Origin of the sequence: Bradyrhizobium diazoefficiens USDA 110, from assembly GCF_000011365.1 — a bacterium.
Lineage (GTDB): Bacteria > Pseudomonadota > Alphaproteobacteria > Rhizobiales > Xanthobacteraceae > Bradyrhizobium > Bradyrhizobium diazoefficiens.
On sequence record NC_004463.1, the window covers coordinates 7,773,150 to 7,789,291 of the forward strand.

Annotated in this window: 16 protein-coding genes; 11 read left to right on the plus strand and 5 right to left on the minus strand. The window is 64.6% G+C overall.

Annotation, left to right across the window (positions count from 1 at the left end; all coding sequences use genetic code 11):
* Positions 1-43 precede the first annotated feature (43 nt).
* Positions 44-448 carry a hypothetical protein gene (locus BJA_RS35780; RefSeq protein WP_011089794.1) on the minus strand — a complete coding sequence of 135 codons (405 nt, stop codon included), beginning with the start codon at positions 446-448 and terminating at the stop codon, positions 44-46.
* Positions 449-521: 73 nt separating this feature from the next.
* Here BJA_RS35780 and BJA_RS35785 point away from each other — a divergent pair, with 73 nt between their 5' ends.
* Positions 522-1,154, plus strand: a complete 633-nt coding sequence (locus tag BJA_RS35785) for a TetR/AcrR family transcriptional regulator (protein ID WP_011089795.1) — start codon at positions 522-524, stop codon at positions 1,152-1,154.
* A gap of 46 nt (positions 1,155-1,200) precedes the next feature.
* Here BJA_RS35785 and BJA_RS35790 read toward each other — a convergent pair whose 3' ends face one another.
* Positions 1,201-1,590 carry a DUF1330 domain-containing protein gene (locus BJA_RS35790; RefSeq protein WP_171463860.1) on the minus strand — a complete coding sequence of 130 codons (390 nt, stop codon included), beginning with the start codon at positions 1,588-1,590 and terminating at the stop codon, positions 1,201-1,203.
* 105 nt (positions 1,591-1,695) lie between these two features.
* On the opposite strand from BJA_RS35790, the gene BJA_RS35795 reads away from it, so the two are divergent.
* Both BJA_RS35795 and BJA_RS35800 read left to right on the plus strand, forming a co-directional pair.
* A complete protein-coding gene (locus BJA_RS35795) occupies positions 1,696-2,631 on the plus strand; it encodes a DMT family transporter (protein WP_038965523.1) in 936 nt (311 codons plus the stop codon).
* 97 nt (positions 2,632-2,728) lie between these two features.
* Positions 2,729-3,706, plus strand: a complete 978-nt coding sequence (locus BJA_RS35800) for a Bug family tripartite tricarboxylate transporter substrate binding protein (RefSeq protein ID WP_011089798.1) — start codon at positions 2,729-2,731, stop codon at positions 3,704-3,706.
* Between the two features lie 179 nt (positions 3,707-3,885).
* Here BJA_RS35800 and BJA_RS35805 read toward each other — a convergent pair whose 3' ends face one another.
* Entirely contained in the window at positions 3,886-5,571 is a 1,686-nt protein-coding gene (locus BJA_RS35805) for a methyl-accepting chemotaxis protein (RefSeq protein WP_011089799.1), read from the minus strand.
* A gap of 251 nt (positions 5,572-5,822) precedes the next feature.
* Between BJA_RS35805 and BJA_RS35810 the strand changes: the two genes are divergently transcribed.
* The 8 genes from BJA_RS35810 (at position 5,823) to BJA_RS35845 (ending at position 14,733) form a co-directional block, all read left to right on the plus strand.
* Complete coding sequence (locus BJA_RS35810; RefSeq protein WP_038965522.1) at positions 5,823-6,866, plus strand: C-terminal binding protein; 1,044 nt, start codon at positions 5,823-5,825, stop codon at positions 6,864-6,866.
* 84 nt (positions 6,867-6,950) lie between these two features.
* Positions 6,951-8,297, plus strand: a complete 1,347-nt coding sequence (locus BJA_RS35815; protein ID WP_011089801.1) for an ABC transporter substrate-binding protein — start codon at positions 6,951-6,953, stop codon at positions 8,295-8,297.
* A gap of 167 nt (positions 8,298-8,464) precedes the next feature.
* Complete coding sequence (locus BJA_RS35820) at positions 8,465-9,421, plus strand: carbohydrate ABC transporter permease (RefSeq protein WP_011089802.1); 957 nt, start codon at positions 8,465-8,467, stop codon at positions 9,419-9,421.
* Complete coding sequence (locus BJA_RS35825) at positions 9,414-10,310, plus strand: carbohydrate ABC transporter permease (protein ID WP_011089803.1); 897 nt, start codon at positions 9,414-9,416, stop codon at positions 10,308-10,310. Before BJA_RS35820 ends, BJA_RS35825 begins: the two co-directional genes overlap by 8 nt.
* A gap of 127 nt (positions 10,311-10,437) precedes the next feature.
* Entirely contained in the window at positions 10,438-11,403 is a 966-nt protein-coding gene (locus tag BJA_RS35830; protein WP_011089804.1) for an MBL fold metallo-hydrolase, read from the plus strand.
* A 48-nt stretch (positions 11,404-11,451) separates the two neighbouring features.
* Positions 11,452-12,453 carry an alpha/beta fold hydrolase gene (locus BJA_RS35835; protein WP_011089805.1) on the plus strand — a complete coding sequence of 334 codons (1,002 nt, stop codon included), beginning with the start codon at positions 11,452-11,454 and terminating at the stop codon, positions 12,451-12,453.
* A gap of 20 nt (positions 12,454-12,473) precedes the next feature.
* The gene (locus tag BJA_RS35840; RefSeq protein WP_011089806.1) at positions 12,474-12,938 is read left to right on the plus strand and encodes a DUF6130 family protein; all 465 of its coding nucleotides are present in this window, start codon (positions 12,474-12,476) and stop codon (positions 12,936-12,938) included.
* Between the two features lie 439 nt (positions 12,939-13,377).
* Positions 13,378-14,733 (plus strand): esterase-like activity of phytase family protein, encoded by a 1,356-nt coding sequence (locus BJA_RS35845; protein ID WP_011089807.1) that lies wholly within the window; start codon positions 13,378-13,380, stop codon positions 14,731-14,733.
* A 129-nt stretch (positions 14,734-14,862) separates the two neighbouring features.
* Here the strand turns inward: BJA_RS35845 and BJA_RS35850 are convergent, their stop codons facing one another.
* A complete protein-coding gene (locus BJA_RS35850) occupies positions 14,863-15,693 on the minus strand; it encodes an energy transducer TonB (protein WP_011089808.1) in 831 nt (276 codons plus the stop codon).
* Positions 15,693-16,139 carry a TonB system transport protein ExbD gene (gene exbD / locus BJA_RS35855; protein WP_011089809.1) on the minus strand — a complete coding sequence of 149 codons (447 nt, stop codon included), beginning with the start codon at positions 16,137-16,139 and terminating at the stop codon, positions 15,693-15,695. Before exbD ends, BJA_RS35850 begins: the two co-directional genes overlap by 1 nt.
* Positions 16,140-16,142 lie beyond the last annotated feature (3 nt).

The following is a 16,142-nucleotide window of genomic DNA, read 5'->3' on the forward strand; positions in this document are numbered from 1 at the left end:
TGTGGCGCCTCGCCGTCGGCTGTTACCGTGGATGAACGAGCCCCTAGATGTAGCGCGCCGCGCCCATGCAGAGGGCGGTGATGGCGAGCAGAGCGGCGGCCACGCGCTGGGCGGTCGCGATGCGCGAACGCACATTGGTCGCCTCGCTCGTGCCACGACGCAAGCTCAGCAGCGCACGAGGACCGGTTGCGGCCTGAACGCCGGCTGCGATCAGCGCGCAAACCGCACCAAGCGCGAGCACTTGCTCGGCCGCGCCAAAACTGCCGGAATGAACGAGATGCCCGAGATAGCCGCCGGTGAGAATCGCAATCATCGCCGCGCCGAGTTGCGGACCGACGAGCTGCTCGCCCCCGGCTGCTCCGGTTCGCGCCAGCGCAAAGCTTGATCCGGCCCAGAACACGGACGACAACACATGAAGCGACAGTGCGATTACGAGGGCAGTCTGCATGGCAAGCTCCAAACCGGCTTCTAAATTGGATATACATTATGTATAATCAATACGTCAAGACAATGGCAGGGCGATGCCGAAGCGCAGCTATGTGAGCTCGGTCCGCGCCTCCGCGGCCGCGGAGACGCGCGAACGCATCATCGCGGCCGGCGCGCGCCTGCTGCGCAAGGATGCGAGCATCGCGAACTTCTCGCTCGACGTGGTGGCGAAGGCGGCCGGCGTCACGCGGCTGACCGTCTACAACCAGTTCGGATCCCGGCGCGGACTGCTGGAGGCCGTGTTCGACGACATCGCACGGCAGGGCGGGCTGTTCGAACTGGCCGACGTGATGGCGCTGCCGGATCCACGCGCCGCGCTCGATCGCGTCGTCGCGATCTTCTGCACCTTCTGGGCGCACGACCCCGCGATCGGCGGCCTCAACCAGGCGATCGCAACCGATCCCGAATTCGGCAATGCGCTGGTCGCGCGCAACGAACGGCGGCGTGAGCTTGTGACGGGACTGGTGACACGCATCACCGAGAGCCGTGCCGCAAAGCGGGCCATGCAGGATGCCGTCGACCTGATCTTCGTACTGACGAGCTATCCGACCTTCGCGGCGCTGAGCCCGCAACGGTCGACGGAGGAGGTCTGCCGCCTGTTGCAGACGGCGTGCCACGCCGCTGTGGATGCGTCGATGGCGGATGCGCGCGCGGAGCGGAAGAAATAGGCCGGCGGCTCTGCCTTCGCGAAAGGCTAACACGCAAGAGCGCGCGCTACTTCATCTTGAACTTGCTGTACGCCTCGCTCGTCGCGATGATGACGTGCTCGGCGCAGCCGTTGACGCGGTGGGGGTCGGCTTCACGCTCGTAGGCCTCCGACGTCATCATGTCGAGAAAGGCTGCGACGGTGGGGTAGTGGACCAGCGCGACGAAATCCCAGTCATTGCCCGGTTGCGGGCCGAGCGCGACCGCCTTGGCCTCGCCGGTCCAGAGCAGTGTGCCGCCGCGTGCTTTGATCATGGGAACGGTGATCGCGCTGTAGCGCAAATAGGCGTCCCAGCCCGAACCGTCACCGTCGCGCGAGCGCGCGTGGAAGCGCATCAGGTTCAGCATCACCACCGGCGCATGCCGGTCGAGCCCTTCCAGGCCCTTGATGTTCAACATATTGACCGCCAACGGCACCTCCTCAGGTCATGCGTGCATTGTAGCATTGCGGCGGCGTGACTTGTGTCGCGACGGCAATCCGGCGCAAGGTTGTATCTGACCCCAATGACGACCGCTTCGCCCGCGCCACCAGCCTCGAATCCGGCCAGTTGGCTCAACAACCAGCCCTATCTGCTGCTCAGCCTGAGCTCGTTGTTCTGGGCCGGCAACATCGTGCTCGCGCGCCATGTCGGCGCGCATGTGCCGCCGCTGACGGTGACCACGATCCGCTGGTTCGGCGTGTTCCTCATCCTGCTGCCGTTCGCCTGGCCGCATCTGAAGCGCGACTGGCCGGCTCTGCGCAAGAGCCTGCCCCTGATGCTGTTCCTGTCGCTGGTGGGTTTTGCCTTCAACAACGCGATCTCGTACTGGGCGCTGCAATACACGGAAGCGCTGAACGCGCTGCTGATCCAGTCGGCCGGACCGCTGTTCGTCGCGCTGTGGTCGCTGGCGCTGTTCGGCGTGCGGCTGACGGCTGCGCAGCTCGCCGGCATCGCGATCTCGCTTCTCGGCGTGCTGACCATCATCCTGCGCGGCGATCTCTCCGCCCTTGCCAGCATCAGCTTCAACAGGGGCGACATCATGTTCGCGTCCTCGCTGGTGGCATTCGGACTCTACTCCGCCTTCATCCCGCGCCGGCCGAAGGTCCATCAGCTCTCCTTCCTGTCCTTCACGACCTGCTGTGGCGCGATCATGCTGCTGCCCACCGCCGTCTGGGAGGCCTGGAGCGGCAACGTCATGCAATTCGATGGGGTGACGCTGGCAACGTTCGGCTACATCCTGATCTTCCCCTCGACGCTCGCCTATCTCTTCTTCAACCGCGGCGTGGCGCTGATCGGACCGAACCGGGCCGCGCCGTTCTTCCATCTGGTGCCGGTGTTCGGCTCGGCGATGGCGATCCTGCTGCTCGGCGAAAAGCTCCAGCCGTTTCACCTGATCGGCTACGCGCTGGTGCTCGCCGGCGTCGTCATCGCCTCGCGCCAGGGCGCGGCGGTGAAATAATTCCGCAACGCGGAGGCAAGGCAACAAACTCGAGCCTTCCGATTCCAACAAAGAGAAGCTAGGTTCCCCGCCAACGAAAAAGAGGGAACGACCAGACATGCTTTCAGCGTTGATTCGAAACCTGCGCACCATCGGCACGGCCGCGCTCTGCCTCGCCGCCTCGACCGCCGCAGAGGCCGACAATTACCCCAGCCGCAACATCACGCTGGTGCTGCCGTTCGCCGCCGGCAGCGGCACCGACACCACGACCCGGCTGATCTCGCAGCATCTGTCGCAGGCGCTGGGCGTCGGCATCGTGATCGAGAACAAGGCGGGCGCCAACGGCATGATCGCGGCAACTTTTGTCGCGCGCGCCGCCCCCGACGGCTACACGCTGCTGGTGACGACCAACACGACGCATTCGGCCAATCCCTACCTGCTCAAGAGCCTCACTTACGATCCGGTCAAGGATTTCACCCCGATCGCGCGCACCGGCGATTTGCCCTTCATGCTGGTCATTCACCCCGAGGTGCCGGCCAAGACCGTCGGCGAGCTGGTCGCCTACGGCAAGGCCAATCCGGGCAAGCTGAGCTACGCTTCGGGCTCGTCGTCGGCGATCGTGTCGGGGGCGACGTTCGCGCACAATGCCGGGCTCGACCTGCTGCACGTGCCCTACAAGAGCTCGCCGCCGGCGCTCAACGACGTCATGGGCGGCCGCGTCTCGATGATGTTCGTGGACATCCTGACCGGCCTGCCGCACGTCAACGGCAACGCGCTGCGCGCGCTCGCCGTCACCACCAAGGACCGCTCTCCGCTGGTGCCGAACCTGCCCTCGATGCAGGAGGCCGGCGTGCCGGACTTCGACATCTCCTCGTGGCAGGGCTATTTCGGTCCGGCCGGCATGCCGAAGGAGATCGTGACGCGGCTCAACGCCGAGATCAGGAAGATCGTCGAGAAGCCGGAGATCAAGGCGCAACTCGCCACCCTCGGCATGGATGCCTTCTCGGGCACGCCGGAACAGCTCGGCACCTTCGTGAACGAGCAGCTGGTGCTGTGGGAAAAGCTGATCCGGGAAGCGGGGATCGAGAAGCAGTAGGCGCTGTCATTCCGGGGCGCGCGAAGCGCGAACCCGGAATCTCGAGATTCTCGGGTGCGCAATTGCGCACCAGAGTTCGATGCTTCGCATCGCCCCGGAATGACTGTCCCAAGAACGTGGATGCCCGGGACAAGCCCGGGCATGACGTCGGAGTTGATGGTAGCGCTGGTGCGTTGAGCTTACGCCGCGCGCACCTTGGCGAGGAAGCCGTCCACCGCGCTGCGTAGCGCGCCGGACTGGCTGTCCAGCTCGCGGGCGTTGGTGAGCACGTCGGTGGCGGCGGTGCCGGTCGCTTCCGCGGCCGAGGTGACGCTGCCGATATTCGCGTTGATCTCGCTCGAGCCGGCGGCGACCGACTGGATGTTGCGGGCGATCTCGCGGGTCGCCTCGCCCTGCTGCTCGATCGAGGCGGAAATGCCCGCCGTGATCTCGCTCATCTCGGCAATCGTCTGGGTGATGCCGCCGATCGCCGCGACCGCATCGCTGGTCGAGGTCTGCATCGCCGCGACCTGGGCGGAGATTTCCTCGGTGGCCTTCGCGGTCTGGTTGGCGAGCGCCTTGACCTCGGAGGCGACGACGGCGAAGCCGCGGCCGGACTCGCCGGCGCGGGCCGCCTCGATGGTGGCGTTGAGCGCGAGCAGGTTGGTCTGCGCCGCGATCGAATGAATGAGCTTGACCACCTCGCCGATCTTCTCCGCGCCGGTGGAGAGCTCCTGCACCGTGGCGTTGGTGCGCTCGGCGTCGTTGACCGCCCGGCTCGCCACTTCGGTCGAACGCGTCACCTGGCGGGAGATTTCCGCAACCGAGCTCGACAGCTCTTCTGCGGCGGCGGCAACCGTGCCGACATTGCCCGAGGCCTTCTGCGAGGCCGCGCCGACGGTCGCCGCGCGCGACGAGGCATTGCTCGCGGTCGCCGTCATCGACTGCGCCGTGCTCTGCATGCCGGCCGCGGCCGAGGAGACCGAGCGGACGATACCGTTGACGCTGCGTTCGAAGTCGTTGGCGATCTCTTCCATCGCGCTGCGACGATCCGCCGCGGCGCGTTCCTTGGCGTCCGCCTCGGTCTTCTCGAGATCACGAATACGGACCGCATTGTCCTTGAAGATCTGAACGGTCGAGGCCATTGCGCCGACCTCGTCGCCGCGGCCGACGCCGGGAATGTCACCCTCGAGCTTGCCGTCGGCGAGATCCTCCATGCGCATGCCGAGCAGCGCCAGCGGACGGCTGATGCTGCGGCCGATCATCCAGGCGACGCTGCCGGCGACGATGACGATGCCAAGCATGGCGAGGCCGAGCACCCAATAGACCGGGCCCATCTTGGCGTCGATATCGTCGAGATAGGCCCCGGTGCCGAGATACATGTCGAAGCCGGGCACCGCGACGGCGTAGCCGAGCTTGCGGATGGGCTTCTCCTGGCCGGGCTTCACATATTCATAATACAGCAGGATCGAACCATTGGCCTTGACGCCATCCATCAGCTCGACGGACAGCCTGCGGCCGTTGGTCACCACATCCATGCGGTTGGCGCCGATCTGCTTCGGATCGGGGGCAAGCTGCGTGATGCCGTCATAGGACGTGCCGAACAGGTAGCCCGCACCGTTGTCGTAGGTCATCGCATTGCCGTAGCGGCGAAGCTCGGCCATGGCCGCGTCCTTCGTCATCTCGCCGGCATCGACGCGCTTCTTCAGCGCAGCGGCGTAGTTGCGCCCCAACTCGACGATCGCCTTGGCCTGGTCGATGCGCGCATTCACCATCTCCTGCTTCATCAGGTAGCCGGCGAGAACTCCGGAAATGCACAGGCCGAACAGGGTAACACCGACAAGGATGCCAAGCTTGGGGGCGATCTTCAGATTGCTCAACTTCACGATGGGCTCCTCGGGTGACGCGGGCTCGCGCAGACCTTTTTATTTGAATCAACTTTTAGTGTGTGACCCCTTAGCAAGTTACTTACGTGCCTCCGTAGAAGCCCTGACGATGCCGCGAAAACCGGCAAATAATGGTCAAGCCGGCAACCGGCGATTGTACGCACGCACCCCGATTTCGCGTAAAAGACGCAAAGGCCCGCCGAGAAGGCCGGGCCGCAACAAGAACCGACAAACCAAATCGGGAGCAGGAAATGCCGAAATACAGGGTGGTGACGCCGAAGGGCGCGAGCTTCACGGTCGCGGGCAGCGATTATTCCTACGAGCGCGAGGCGCTCGATCCGATCGACGCCGAGATCATCGAAGCCCCGGCCAACGAGGCCGAGTTCATTGCCGCCGCGAAAAACGCCGACGCCATCTATGCCAAGGGCATCCCGATCACCAAGTCGATCATCGACGCACTGGAGAGCTGCAAGGTCATCACGCTCGGCTCGGTCGGCGTGGACAGCGTCGACGTGAAGGCCGCCACCGCGCGCGGCATTCCCGTCACCAACATCCCCGACACCTTCATCGAGGAGGTCGCCGACCACGCCATGATGCTGCTGCTCGCCGGCTTCCGCCGCCTGGTCGAGCAGGACAGGATGGTGCGCAGCGGCCGCTGGGCCGAGGGCCGGCCGGCGTTGCTGAAGATCCCGCGGCTGATGGGCCAGACGCTCGGCTTCATCTCGTTCGGACGCGTCGCGCGAGCGGTTGCCAAGCGCGCCGCGCCTTTCGGCCTGCGCATGATGGCCTACGACCCCTTCATCCAGGAAACGCTGATGTACGACCACGGCGTCATCCCCGCGACGCTGAACGAGGTGCTGTCGCAATCCGACTTCGTATCGATGCACGCGCCCGCGCGGCCCGAAGTGCACCACATGCTGACCGAGAAGCACTTCCGGCAGATGAAGAAGGGCTCGATCTTCATCAACACCGGTCGCGGCGCCACGGTGGACGAGGAGAGCCTGATCAAGGCGCTGCAGGAGGGCTGGATCGCGCACGCCGCCCTCGACGTGCTGGAGAAGGAGCCGCCCTCGCACAACAATCCCATCCTCAGCATGGAGAACGTGACCCTGACCGCCCATGTCGCCTCGGCCTCGGCACGGTTCGACGAGGCACGCAAGCGCCGCGTGGGCTACGAATTGTCACTGGTGCTTCAGGGCATGTGGCCGGTAAGCTGCGTCAATCCGTCGGTACTGCAAAGCACCGCGCTCCGCCGCTGGCAGCCCGTCAGCATGGATCGCGGACCGAACAGCTAGGCGGCCGGCCGCACGACGCGCCGGAAACCGGAAGACCCTTCACCGGCGATCAACGCCGGGAAGGGAGACAACAGGGAGGAACTGATGAGGAACGACCTTACACGTCGTGACGCCTTGGCGCTGGGCCTGTCCGCTGCGACGTTCGCGGCAACCGGTGCTGCGGCGCAAACACCGCCATCACAGATCAAGGCCGCCGATGTGCCGGCCCCCAAGCTCGCGATCGAGAAGGGCGCGAGCCTGCGCATGCTGCGGCCGGTGCGGTTCGTCCAGGCCGACGAGGACGTGTTTCGCGCCAATGCGGCCAAGTTCACCAAGGAGACCGGGGTCGAGGTCAAGGTCGACTTCGTCGGCTGGGAGGACATCAACCAGCAGACCGCGGTGACGGCCAATTCCGGTGCCGGCCCCGACATCATCATCGGCTTCTCCGATGCTCCGCACATCTACATCGACAAGCTGATCGAGCTGACCGACGTCGCCGACTATGTCGGCAAGCGTTACGGCGGCTGGCTGCCGCTGGCGCAGCGCTACGGCAAGAGGAACAAGAGCGACGCCTGGATCGGACTGCCGTTCGGCGCCACCGCGGGTCCGCTGATCTACCGCAAGTCGATCCTGCAATCGGTCGGCTTCGACAAGGTGCCGGAGGACCACGCCGGCATCGTCGACCTCTGCCAGAAGCTGCAGAAGGCCGGCAAGCCGGCCGGCTTCGCGCTCGGCAACGCCAAGGGCGACGGCAACGGTTTTGCGAACTGGGCACTGTGGTCACACAACGCCGCCCTGCTCGACGAAGAGGGTAACGTCACCATCAACAGCAAGGAGACGATTGCCGCGCTGAACTGGGTCAAGCAGCTCTACCCGACCTTCATCGCCGGCACGACCTCGTGGAACGACGTCAGCAACAACCGCGCCTACTCCTCGCAGGAGATCGCGCTGACCGCCAACGGCGTCTCGCTGTACTTCTCGCTGAAGAACGATCCGGCGACCAAGGCGATCGCCGACGACAGCGAGCATCAGTTGCTGCCGAAGGGCGTCGCCAAGATCTCGCCGATGGCGGGCCTGACGTTGAACGCCATGGTGTTCAAGCACAGCCAGTATCCCAACGCCGCAAAGGCCTTCCTGCAATACATGCTGGAAAAGGACCAGTACGAGCCGTGGCTCAATGCCAACTCCGGCTACTGGGCCCAGCCGCTGGCCGCCTATGCCGATGCCGCCGTGTGGTCGCAGGACCCCAAGGTGAAGCTGTTCAAGGACACCATGAACAGCACCTATTATGACGGCTACAGGGGCCCGATCTCGACGGCGACCGGCGCCGTCAGCGCCGACTACGTGCTGATTCAGATGTGCGCGTCGGTCGCGACCGGCGCTGCCACGCCGGAAGCCGCAGCCGCGGAAGCCGAACAGCGCTGCAAGCGGTACTTCCGGCGGCAGAAGTAACGGCCGGCGGCGCGGCCGTCATTGCGAGCGAAGCGAAGCAATCCGGAGCGTGTCCGCGGAGGCAGTCTGGATTGCTTCGTCGCTACAGCGCAAAATTGCTACGCAATTTTGTCGCGAGCTCCTCGCAATGACGGCGGGGTGACCTTCAACGACAGGACAACGACACGATGTCCGTGACCACACTTCCCCCTCTCGCCCTGGCCCAGCGGCAGCCGTCCTGGCTGGTGCGCCTGTTCGACTACAAGCCGTTCCTGATCGTGATGTGCCTTGCGCCCGCGATCGGGCTGCTGGCGGTCTTCCTGACCTATCCGCTCGGCCTCGGCATCTGGCTCGCCTTCACCGACACCACGATCGGCCGCAAGGGCGACTATGTCGGCCTGGAAAACTTCCAGTATCTGCTCACCGACCCCCTGTGGTGGAACGCGGTATTCTACAGCGTGGTCTACACGGGCATAGCGACGTTCGGGAAGTTCGCGCTCGGCTTCTGGCTGGCGCTCCTGCTCAACAACCATTTTCCGTTCAAGAGCCTGCTGCGGGCGATCATTCTCCTGCCCTGGATCGTGCCGACGGTGCTCTCGGCGCTGGCGTTCTGGTGGATCTACGATCCGCAATTCTCGATCATCTCCTATCTCCTGGTCGACGTGCTGCACTGGCGGTCGAGCAACATCGACTTCCTCGGCTCGCCCTGGCCGGCGCGCTTCTCGCTGATCGTCGCCAATATCTGGCGCGGCATTCCCTTCGTCGCGATCTCGCTGCTGGCGGGCCTCCAGACCATCTCGCCCTCGCTCTACGAGGCTGCGATGCTCGACGGCGCCAGCGCCTGGCAGCGCTTCCGCTACATCACCTTCCCGATGATGATGCCGATCCTCGCCATCGTGATGACGTTCTCGATCATCTTCACCTTCACCGACTTCCAGCTCGTCTACGCCATCACCCGCGGCGGCCCCGGCAACTCCACCCATTTGCTGGCAACGCTGGCCTTCCAGCGCGGCATTGCCGGTGGCGAGCTCGGCGAAGGCGCCGCCATCGCGGTGTCGATGATCCCGTTCCTGGTGTTCGCGACGCTGTTCTCCTATTTCGGCCTGGCGCGCCGCAAATGGCAGCAGGGAGAGAGCAATGACTGATACGGTCGCGCAAGCCACACCCGACACCAAGGCGGCGCCCGACACCATGGCCTGGGATTCCGGGCTGCGGCGGCTGATGATGATCTACCTGCCGCTCGGCTGCTTCGTGCTGATCCTGCTGTTTCCGTTCTACTGGATGGCGATCACCTCGTTCAAGCCGAACGCCGAGCTGATGAACTACAAGGCGCACAATCCGTTCTGGATCTCCTCGCCGACGCTGGCGCACATCAAGCACCTGCTGTTCGACACCGCCTATCCGCGCTGGCTGTGGACGACGATGCTGGTTGCGATCGGCTCGACCACGCTGTCGCTGATCGCGAGCACGCTTGCCGCCTATGCGATCGAACGCCTGCGCTTCCGCGGCAGCCCCTATGTCGGCCTCGGCATCTATCTCGCCTACCTCGTGCCGCCGTCGATCCTGTTCATTCCGCTCGCCACCGTCGTGGTGCAGTTCGGCCTGTTCGACTCACCGATGGCGCTGATCCTGGTCTACCCGACCTTCCTGGTGCCGTTCTGCACTTGGCTCCTGATCGGTTATTTCAAGTCGATCCCCTACGAGCTCGAGGAATGCGCGCTGGTCGACGGCGCGACGCGGCTCCAGATCCTGCGCCGGATCACGCTGCCGCTCGCCGTGCCCGGCCTGATCTCGGCCGGCATCTTCTCCTTCACGCTGTCCTGGAACGAGTTCATCTATGCGCTCGCCTTCATCCAGAGCGGCGCCAACAAGACCGTGCCGGTCGCGATCCTGACCGAGCTCGTCACCGGCGACGTCTACCAATGGGGCGCGCTGATGGCGGGCTCGCTGCTCGGCTCGCTGCCGGTTGCGATCTTCTACTCGCTGTTCGTGGATTACTACGTGTCCTCGCTGACCGGCGCGGTAAAGGAGTAATCGGCGGTTGCACGCGACGATCGTGCAATCGCGATAGACTGCTCACTTCTTCCGTCCCATCATGTCACGGTGATGGCGGGTCGATCGCTGGCGCCGTCAATTTATCGCTCGAGAAAGCGAGAATTGCATGGGATCGCCAAATTCGTTATCGCGGCGCGGCTTTTGCCTGTGTTGCGTCGGCGGCGCCACGTTCGCCGCCTCCGCCGGATGGCTCACACCGCGCGAGGCCTACGCCGAGGCGCGCGGCCTCGTCAGCCTGATCAAGGACAGTGCGGCAATTTCTCCGATCACGGCCTCCAGGCTTCGCAACAATATCAGCGTGCTCGAAGGCTCCGGCGGCAACATCGCCGTCCTGACCGGGTCCGACGGCAAGCTCCTGGTCGATGCCGGCATCCGCGTGTCGCGCGCCCAGCTCACCAATGCGCTGGCCGGTCTCGGCACCGATCCCGTCACCCATCTCGTCAACACCCACTGGCATTTCGACCATGCCGACGGCAATGAGTGGCTGCATTCGGCCGGCGCGAAGATCATCGCACACGAGAACACCCGGAAGCACCTCCTCGGCGTTCAGCGCGTCGAAGACTGGGACTACAATTTCCTTCCGCTCGGACCCGGCGGGATTCCGAGCGAAGTGTTTGCCGGCAGCCACAAGCTCGGTCTCAACGGCGCCTCGATCAGCCTGAAATATTTCGGGCCCGCACACACCGACAGCGACGTCTCCGTCACCTTCGTGGAAGCCAACATCGTCCACGTCGGCGACACATTCTGGAACGGCATCTATCCGTTCATCGACTATTCGACCGGCGGCAGCATCGACGGGATGATCGCGGCATGCGACGCCAATCTCGCGGCGACCGACAAGGATACGATCATCATTCCCGGTCATGGCAAGCCGGTCAGCAACAAGGCCGAGCTTCAGGCGTTCCGCGACATGCTGGTCGCGATCCGCGACAACGTCGCCCGGCTGAAGGCGCAGGGACGCACCTGGGACGAAACCGTCGCGGCGAAGCCAACCGCGGCCTTCGACGCGCAATGGGGGCAGTTCGTGATCGACCCCGGCTTCTTCACCAGGCTGGTCTACCAAGGCGTTTGAGGAGCGGACGACTGACGTCCGACCACCGAGTTTAACGGGGAGACCGACATGAGCATCGCAGAATTCACACCGGCGCCAGCCCGGCTCGATCGGCGGCGCCTGATTCTCGGATTGTCCGGGATGGCTGTTGCCGCGGCTCCGCAGGCTGCATCGGCCAAGTCGCAAGCCGGCGCGCAAGGCGGCGGCTATCCGGTCGTCCATCATCGAACCACGACCGTCGACGGCATCAGGATCTTCTATCGCGAAGCGGGGCCCAAGGACGCACCTGCGGTGCTGTTGCTGCACGGCTTCCCGACCTCGTCGCACATGTTTCGCAACCTGATCCCGGCACTGGCCGACCGCTACCACGTGATCGCTCCCGACTACCCCGGCTACGGCCAGAGCGACATGCCGCCGCGCGCGTCGTTCAAGTACACGTTCGACCGTTTCGGTGAGCTCGTCGACGGCCTGCTCGATCAGCTCGGCGTCACCCGCTATGCGATGTATGTCATGGATTACGGCGCTCCCGTGGGCTGGCGGCTGGCGCTCAAGCATCCCGAGCGCGTCAGCGGCCTGATCGTGCAGAACGGCAACGCCTATGACGAAGGGCTGAAGAAGTTCTGGGATCCGATCAAGCAATACTGGGCCGACGGATCCGATGCGAGCCGGCAGGCGTTGATGAAGCTCGTCACGCTGGAGACCACGAAATTCCAGTACACCGACGGCATGTCCGACGTCAGCCGGATTTCACCGGACAACTGGGTGCACGATCAGGCGTTGCTCGACCGTCCCGGCAACAGCGAAATCCAGATGGACCTGTTCTACGACTACCGGACCAATCTGCCGCTGTATCCCGCGGTGCAGGCCTACTTCCGCAAGCACAAGCCGCCGACACTGATCGTCTGGGGCAAGAACGATTTCATCTTTCCCGCCGACGGCGCCCATCCCTACAAACGCGACCTGCCCCAGGTGGAATTTCACCTCATCAACACCGGCCATTTCGCGCTCGAGGACAAGTTCGACGAAATGGTCCCGCTGATCCGCGACTTCCTCGCCCGCAAGATCGCCTGATCCTTTCGGAAGGAACGGCCATGTACGCCCCCCTCGACTGCATGGCCGTTCTGGCGGCCTCCACATTGTTTGCAGCGACCGCCGTCGCCCAGACCGCCAGAGACGTGCGTGGCCCCTCCCCGCTGGTTGCGATCGAAAACGAGGCGCCCGCCCGGCTGATCGTCGATTCGCCGCTCGCCGAGCAGTTGGCGCGAGGCCTCGTCTTCATCCAGTATGCGACGGAAAACCTGCGCGTGGTGCCGGTGTTCGGTAAGGGCGCGCTCGACGTATCGCCACGCATCGGCCACGTCCACGTTACGGTCGACGACGCGCCGTGGCATTTTGTCGATGCCAGTGGCGAGACCGTGATCGTGGTCGGACTGAAGCCGGGCCCGCACAAGGTGCTGTTCGAGCTGGCCGATCCCACACACCGCGTGATCGACAGCAAGACGGTCAGCTTCGAGATTCCGCCACAGCCAAAGCCAGTGCCCTCGCCGGCGCGGTAAAGGAGTAGGACGAATTCAAGCCTGTGAGGCGCACGAAACGCGCCCGGATCGCGTTCTCGGGCGCCTTTACAGACGACGATCTGCTGCATAGGCTCCAGAACATTATTTTTTGATTTTTTGGAGCATTTGACATGAAGACGTTGGTGTTGACCGTCATCGCTGTTCTGTTTCTCGTCCCCGTTGCGTCGAGCGCGCAGGCCCAAACCGGAACGTCGACTGCAACCAAGAAGAGCAGCAAGCAACCACAGACCAAAAATCTGCCGCGGTGCAGCCGCGCAAATCAGATGGCCGGCAAACCGTGTTACGGTGGGTAGCGCCGAGCAAGGAGTGACAAAACCCCGGCAACGCGCCGGGGCTTTGGCTGCGGCCTTTGGCCCGCTTTCACAAAACTGAAACAAGGGATCCGCATAAGGCATGCGTCCGCCAACAGGAGACGCACATGCGCGCGACTTTTCTTGCCACCGTCGCAACGATCATTCTCACCGCGAGCACGGCGCTCGCGCAGAGCGAAGGTGAATTCCCGGCCAGGCTCGCCGGCCACGTGGTGATGCCGGCCGAATCGTTCATCGACGCGCCGGCGGATGCGCCCGCCGATCTCAAGACCTCCGGAAAGTACACCACCGGCAAGCGCGTCGACGCGCTCGGCACCGTGATGGGCAAGTCCTATGAGCGGGCGACCGGCGTGTCGCTGCCGTTCAAGGGCCAGCCGCTCCAGGGCCATTCCGGCATCAAGACCATGCCCGACGGCAGCTTCTGGGTCATCACCGACAACGGCATGGGCGCCCGCGCCAACTCGCCGGATTCGATGCTGTATCTCAACCGCTACAAGATGGATTGGGCGAGCGGCAAGATCGAGCGGCAGGAGACGATCTTCCTGCACGATCCCGACAGACGCGTGCCGTTCCGCATCGTCCATGAGGACACGCAGAAGCGCTACCTCACCGGCTCCGACTTCGACACCGAAGGTTTCCAGATCATCGGCGATACTTTCTGGATCGGCGACGAGTTCGGCCCCTACATCCTCAAGGCCGACAAGACCGGCAAGATCCTCGGTGTGTTCGAGACGGTTGCCGACGGCAAGCCGGTGCGCTCGCCCGATCACTGGGCGGTGACGACGCCGGGCGCGCCGGGCGCGACCTACACCAACGTCAACCTGCGCCGCTCCAAGGGGTTTGAGGGCTTTGCCTCGTCCAAGGACGGCAAATTCCTCTACGGCCTGCTCGAGGGCCCGCTGTGGGACGCCGACAAGAAAGACTGGGAGAAGGTCGACGGCAAGGAAGCCTCCCGCATCCTCGAATTCGACGTCGCCGCGGAAAAATTCACCGGCCGCTACTGGCAATATGTGTTCGAGCAGAACGGCAACGCCATCGGCGATTTCAACATGATCGATCCGATCAACGGCCTCATCATCGAGCGCGACAATGGCGAAGGCACGGCCGACAAGGCCTGCCCGCAGGGCACTCGCGGCGACAACTGCTTTCCTGATCTCGCCAAATTCAAGCGCGTCTACAAGATCGAGCTCACCGAGGCCAACGTCGGCAAGCCCGTGCGCAAGATCGGCTATATCGACCTGTTGAAGATCAAGGATCCCGACAAGAAGGCGAGAAAGCCGCTCAACGACGGCGTCTACACGTTCCCGTTCTTCACCATCGAGAACGTCGATCGCGTCGACGACGCCCACATCATCGTCGGCAACGACAACAACCTGCCGTTCTCGTCCAGCCGCGATCCCAACAAGGCCGACGACGACGAGTTCATGCTGCTCGAGGTCGCGGACTTTCTGAAGGCGAAGTAAGGCCCTTCTCTCTCAACACGGTCATCGCCCGGCTTGACCGGGCGATCCAGTACTCCGTGACAGGAGTACTTGAATCGAGAGGCCGCGGAGTACTGGATGCCCCCGCCTTCGCGGGGCATGACAACGGAGCTACCTCACCGTAAACTCCACCGGGATCGAAAAGCTCATCGCGCCGTTCTTGATCTCGTCGGGAAACGGCGGAAACGGCGAGGCCTGACGGATCATCGACATGGCCTGGGCGTCGAAGGCGGCAACGCCGGAGGAGCCGCCGAGACGGCTCGACGTGACCTGCCCGCTGCGGCTGAGGGTGAAGCTCAGCCTGGCCACGCCGCGCTGACCGCCGCCACCGGACGGATATTGGTGGAAACGCATCAGATGCGCGCGGACGCGTTGATTGTAGGACGCGATCGCCGAGGCCACCGCGCCCGCGCTCATCGCGGACGCCATGGGCGCCTCGCGCTCGGCGCGCGGCGGCGCGCTGGTGCGCGGCACGGGCATCGCCTCCGAGGGCTTTTTTGCCTCGCGGCGAACGATCTTCGGCTTCTCCGGCACAGGCTTTTCAACCGGCACGATCTTCGCGGGTTCGGGCCTGGCTGGTGTCGGCTCCAGCTTCCGCTCAGGCGGTGCCGCCACGTCCGGCTTGTCCTGCGGCGGTGTCGGCGCGACGGTCTCCTCGACCGCCTGTCGCTGCGCGGGCTCCGGCGGCGAAGCGTCGGCCTCCTGCATCACCGGCCCGGGCGCGACGTCGTCCGGCATTGACTGCGGCGCCGAGGTCACCGGCGCCATGTCGACCATGATCGCCGGGAGGCTGACGCCATGCTCCGGTTGCGACTTCAGCCAGCTCATCGCAAGCAGCGCGGCAGCGACATGAAACGCCACGATCACCGCGGCGGAGACGCCCCAGCGGGCGCCCTCGCACTCGCCGAGCGGCTCGTGCAGGGCAAAGGCGCTCGCGGCCATCAGCCGCGTCCGTCGAGGCCGACCAGGGCGACCTTCAAGTAGCCGGCATTGCGCAAGCTGTTCATCACCTCCATCAGATCGCCATAAGAGACGGCCTTGTCGGCGCGGAGATAAATGCGCTCGTCCTTGCGGCCCCTGGTGGCGGCGTCGAGCGAGGAACTGAGCGCCTCGCGGGCCACGACGTCTTCGCCGACGGCAATCGAGAGGTCCGGCTTCACGGTGACGAAGACCGGCTTGTCCGGCCGCGGCGCCGGCTCGGCGGCGGTTGCCGGCAACTCGACGCCGATGTCGACGGTGGCGAGCGGTGCGGCCACCATGAAGATGATCAGCAGCACCAGCATCACGTCGATGAACGGCGTGACGTTGATCTCATGGGTGACGTCGAGATCACCGGGGTCGCCGCGCTTGAGCGGCGATCCCGGACCTGCGCCGAGCTTTGCCGCCATGGC

Bases quoted from the DNA above. Each gene is read 5' to 3' on its own strand.
- BJA_RS35780 (WP_011089794.1), bottom strand. From the start codon at position 448: ATGCAGACTGCCCTCGTAATCGCACTGTCGCTTCATGTGTTGTCGTCC.
- BJA_RS35785 (WP_011089795.1), top strand. From the start codon at position 522: ATGCCGAAGCGCAGCTATGTGAGCTCGGTCCGCGCCTCCGCGGCCGCG.
- BJA_RS35790 (WP_171463860.1), bottom strand. From the start codon at position 1,590: ATGTTGAACATCAAGGGCCTGGAAGGGCTCGACCGGCATGCGCCGGTG.
- BJA_RS35795 (WP_038965523.1), top strand. From the start codon at position 1,696: ATGACGACCGCTTCGCCCGCGCCACCAGCCTCGAATCCGGCCAGTTGG.
- BJA_RS35800 (WP_011089798.1), top strand. From the start codon at position 2,729: ATGCTTTCAGCGTTGATTCGAAACCTGCGCACCATCGGCACGGCCGCG.
- BJA_RS35810 (WP_038965522.1), top strand. From the start codon at position 5,823: ATGCCGAAATACAGGGTGGTGACGCCGAAGGGCGCGAGCTTCACGGTC.
- BJA_RS35815 (WP_011089801.1), top strand. From the start codon at position 6,951: ATGAGGAACGACCTTACACGTCGTGACGCCTTGGCGCTGGGCCTGTCC.
- BJA_RS35820 (WP_011089802.1), top strand. From the start codon at position 8,465: ATGTCCGTGACCACACTTCCCCCTCTCGCCCTGGCCCAGCGGCAGCCG.
- BJA_RS35825 (WP_011089803.1), top strand. From the start codon at position 9,414: ATGACTGATACGGTCGCGCAAGCCACACCCGACACCAAGGCGGCGCCC.
- BJA_RS35830 (WP_011089804.1), top strand. From the start codon at position 10,438: ATGGGATCGCCAAATTCGTTATCGCGGCGCGGCTTTTGCCTGTGTTGC.
- BJA_RS35835 (WP_011089805.1), top strand. From the start codon at position 11,452: ATGAGCATCGCAGAATTCACACCGGCGCCAGCCCGGCTCGATCGGCGG.
- BJA_RS35840 (WP_011089806.1), top strand. From the start codon at position 12,474: ATGTACGCCCCCCTCGACTGCATGGCCGTTCTGGCGGCCTCCACATTG.
- BJA_RS35845 (WP_011089807.1), top strand. From the start codon at position 13,378: ATGCGCGCGACTTTTCTTGCCACCGTCGCAACGATCATTCTCACCGCG.
- BJA_RS35850 (WP_011089808.1), bottom strand. From the start codon at position 15,693: ATGGCCGCGAGCGCCTTTGCCCTGCACGAGCCGCTCGGCGAGTGCGAG.
- exbD (WP_011089809.1), bottom strand. From the start codon at position 16,139: ATGGCGGCAAAGCTCGGCGCAGGTCCGGGATCGCCGCTCAAGCGCGGC.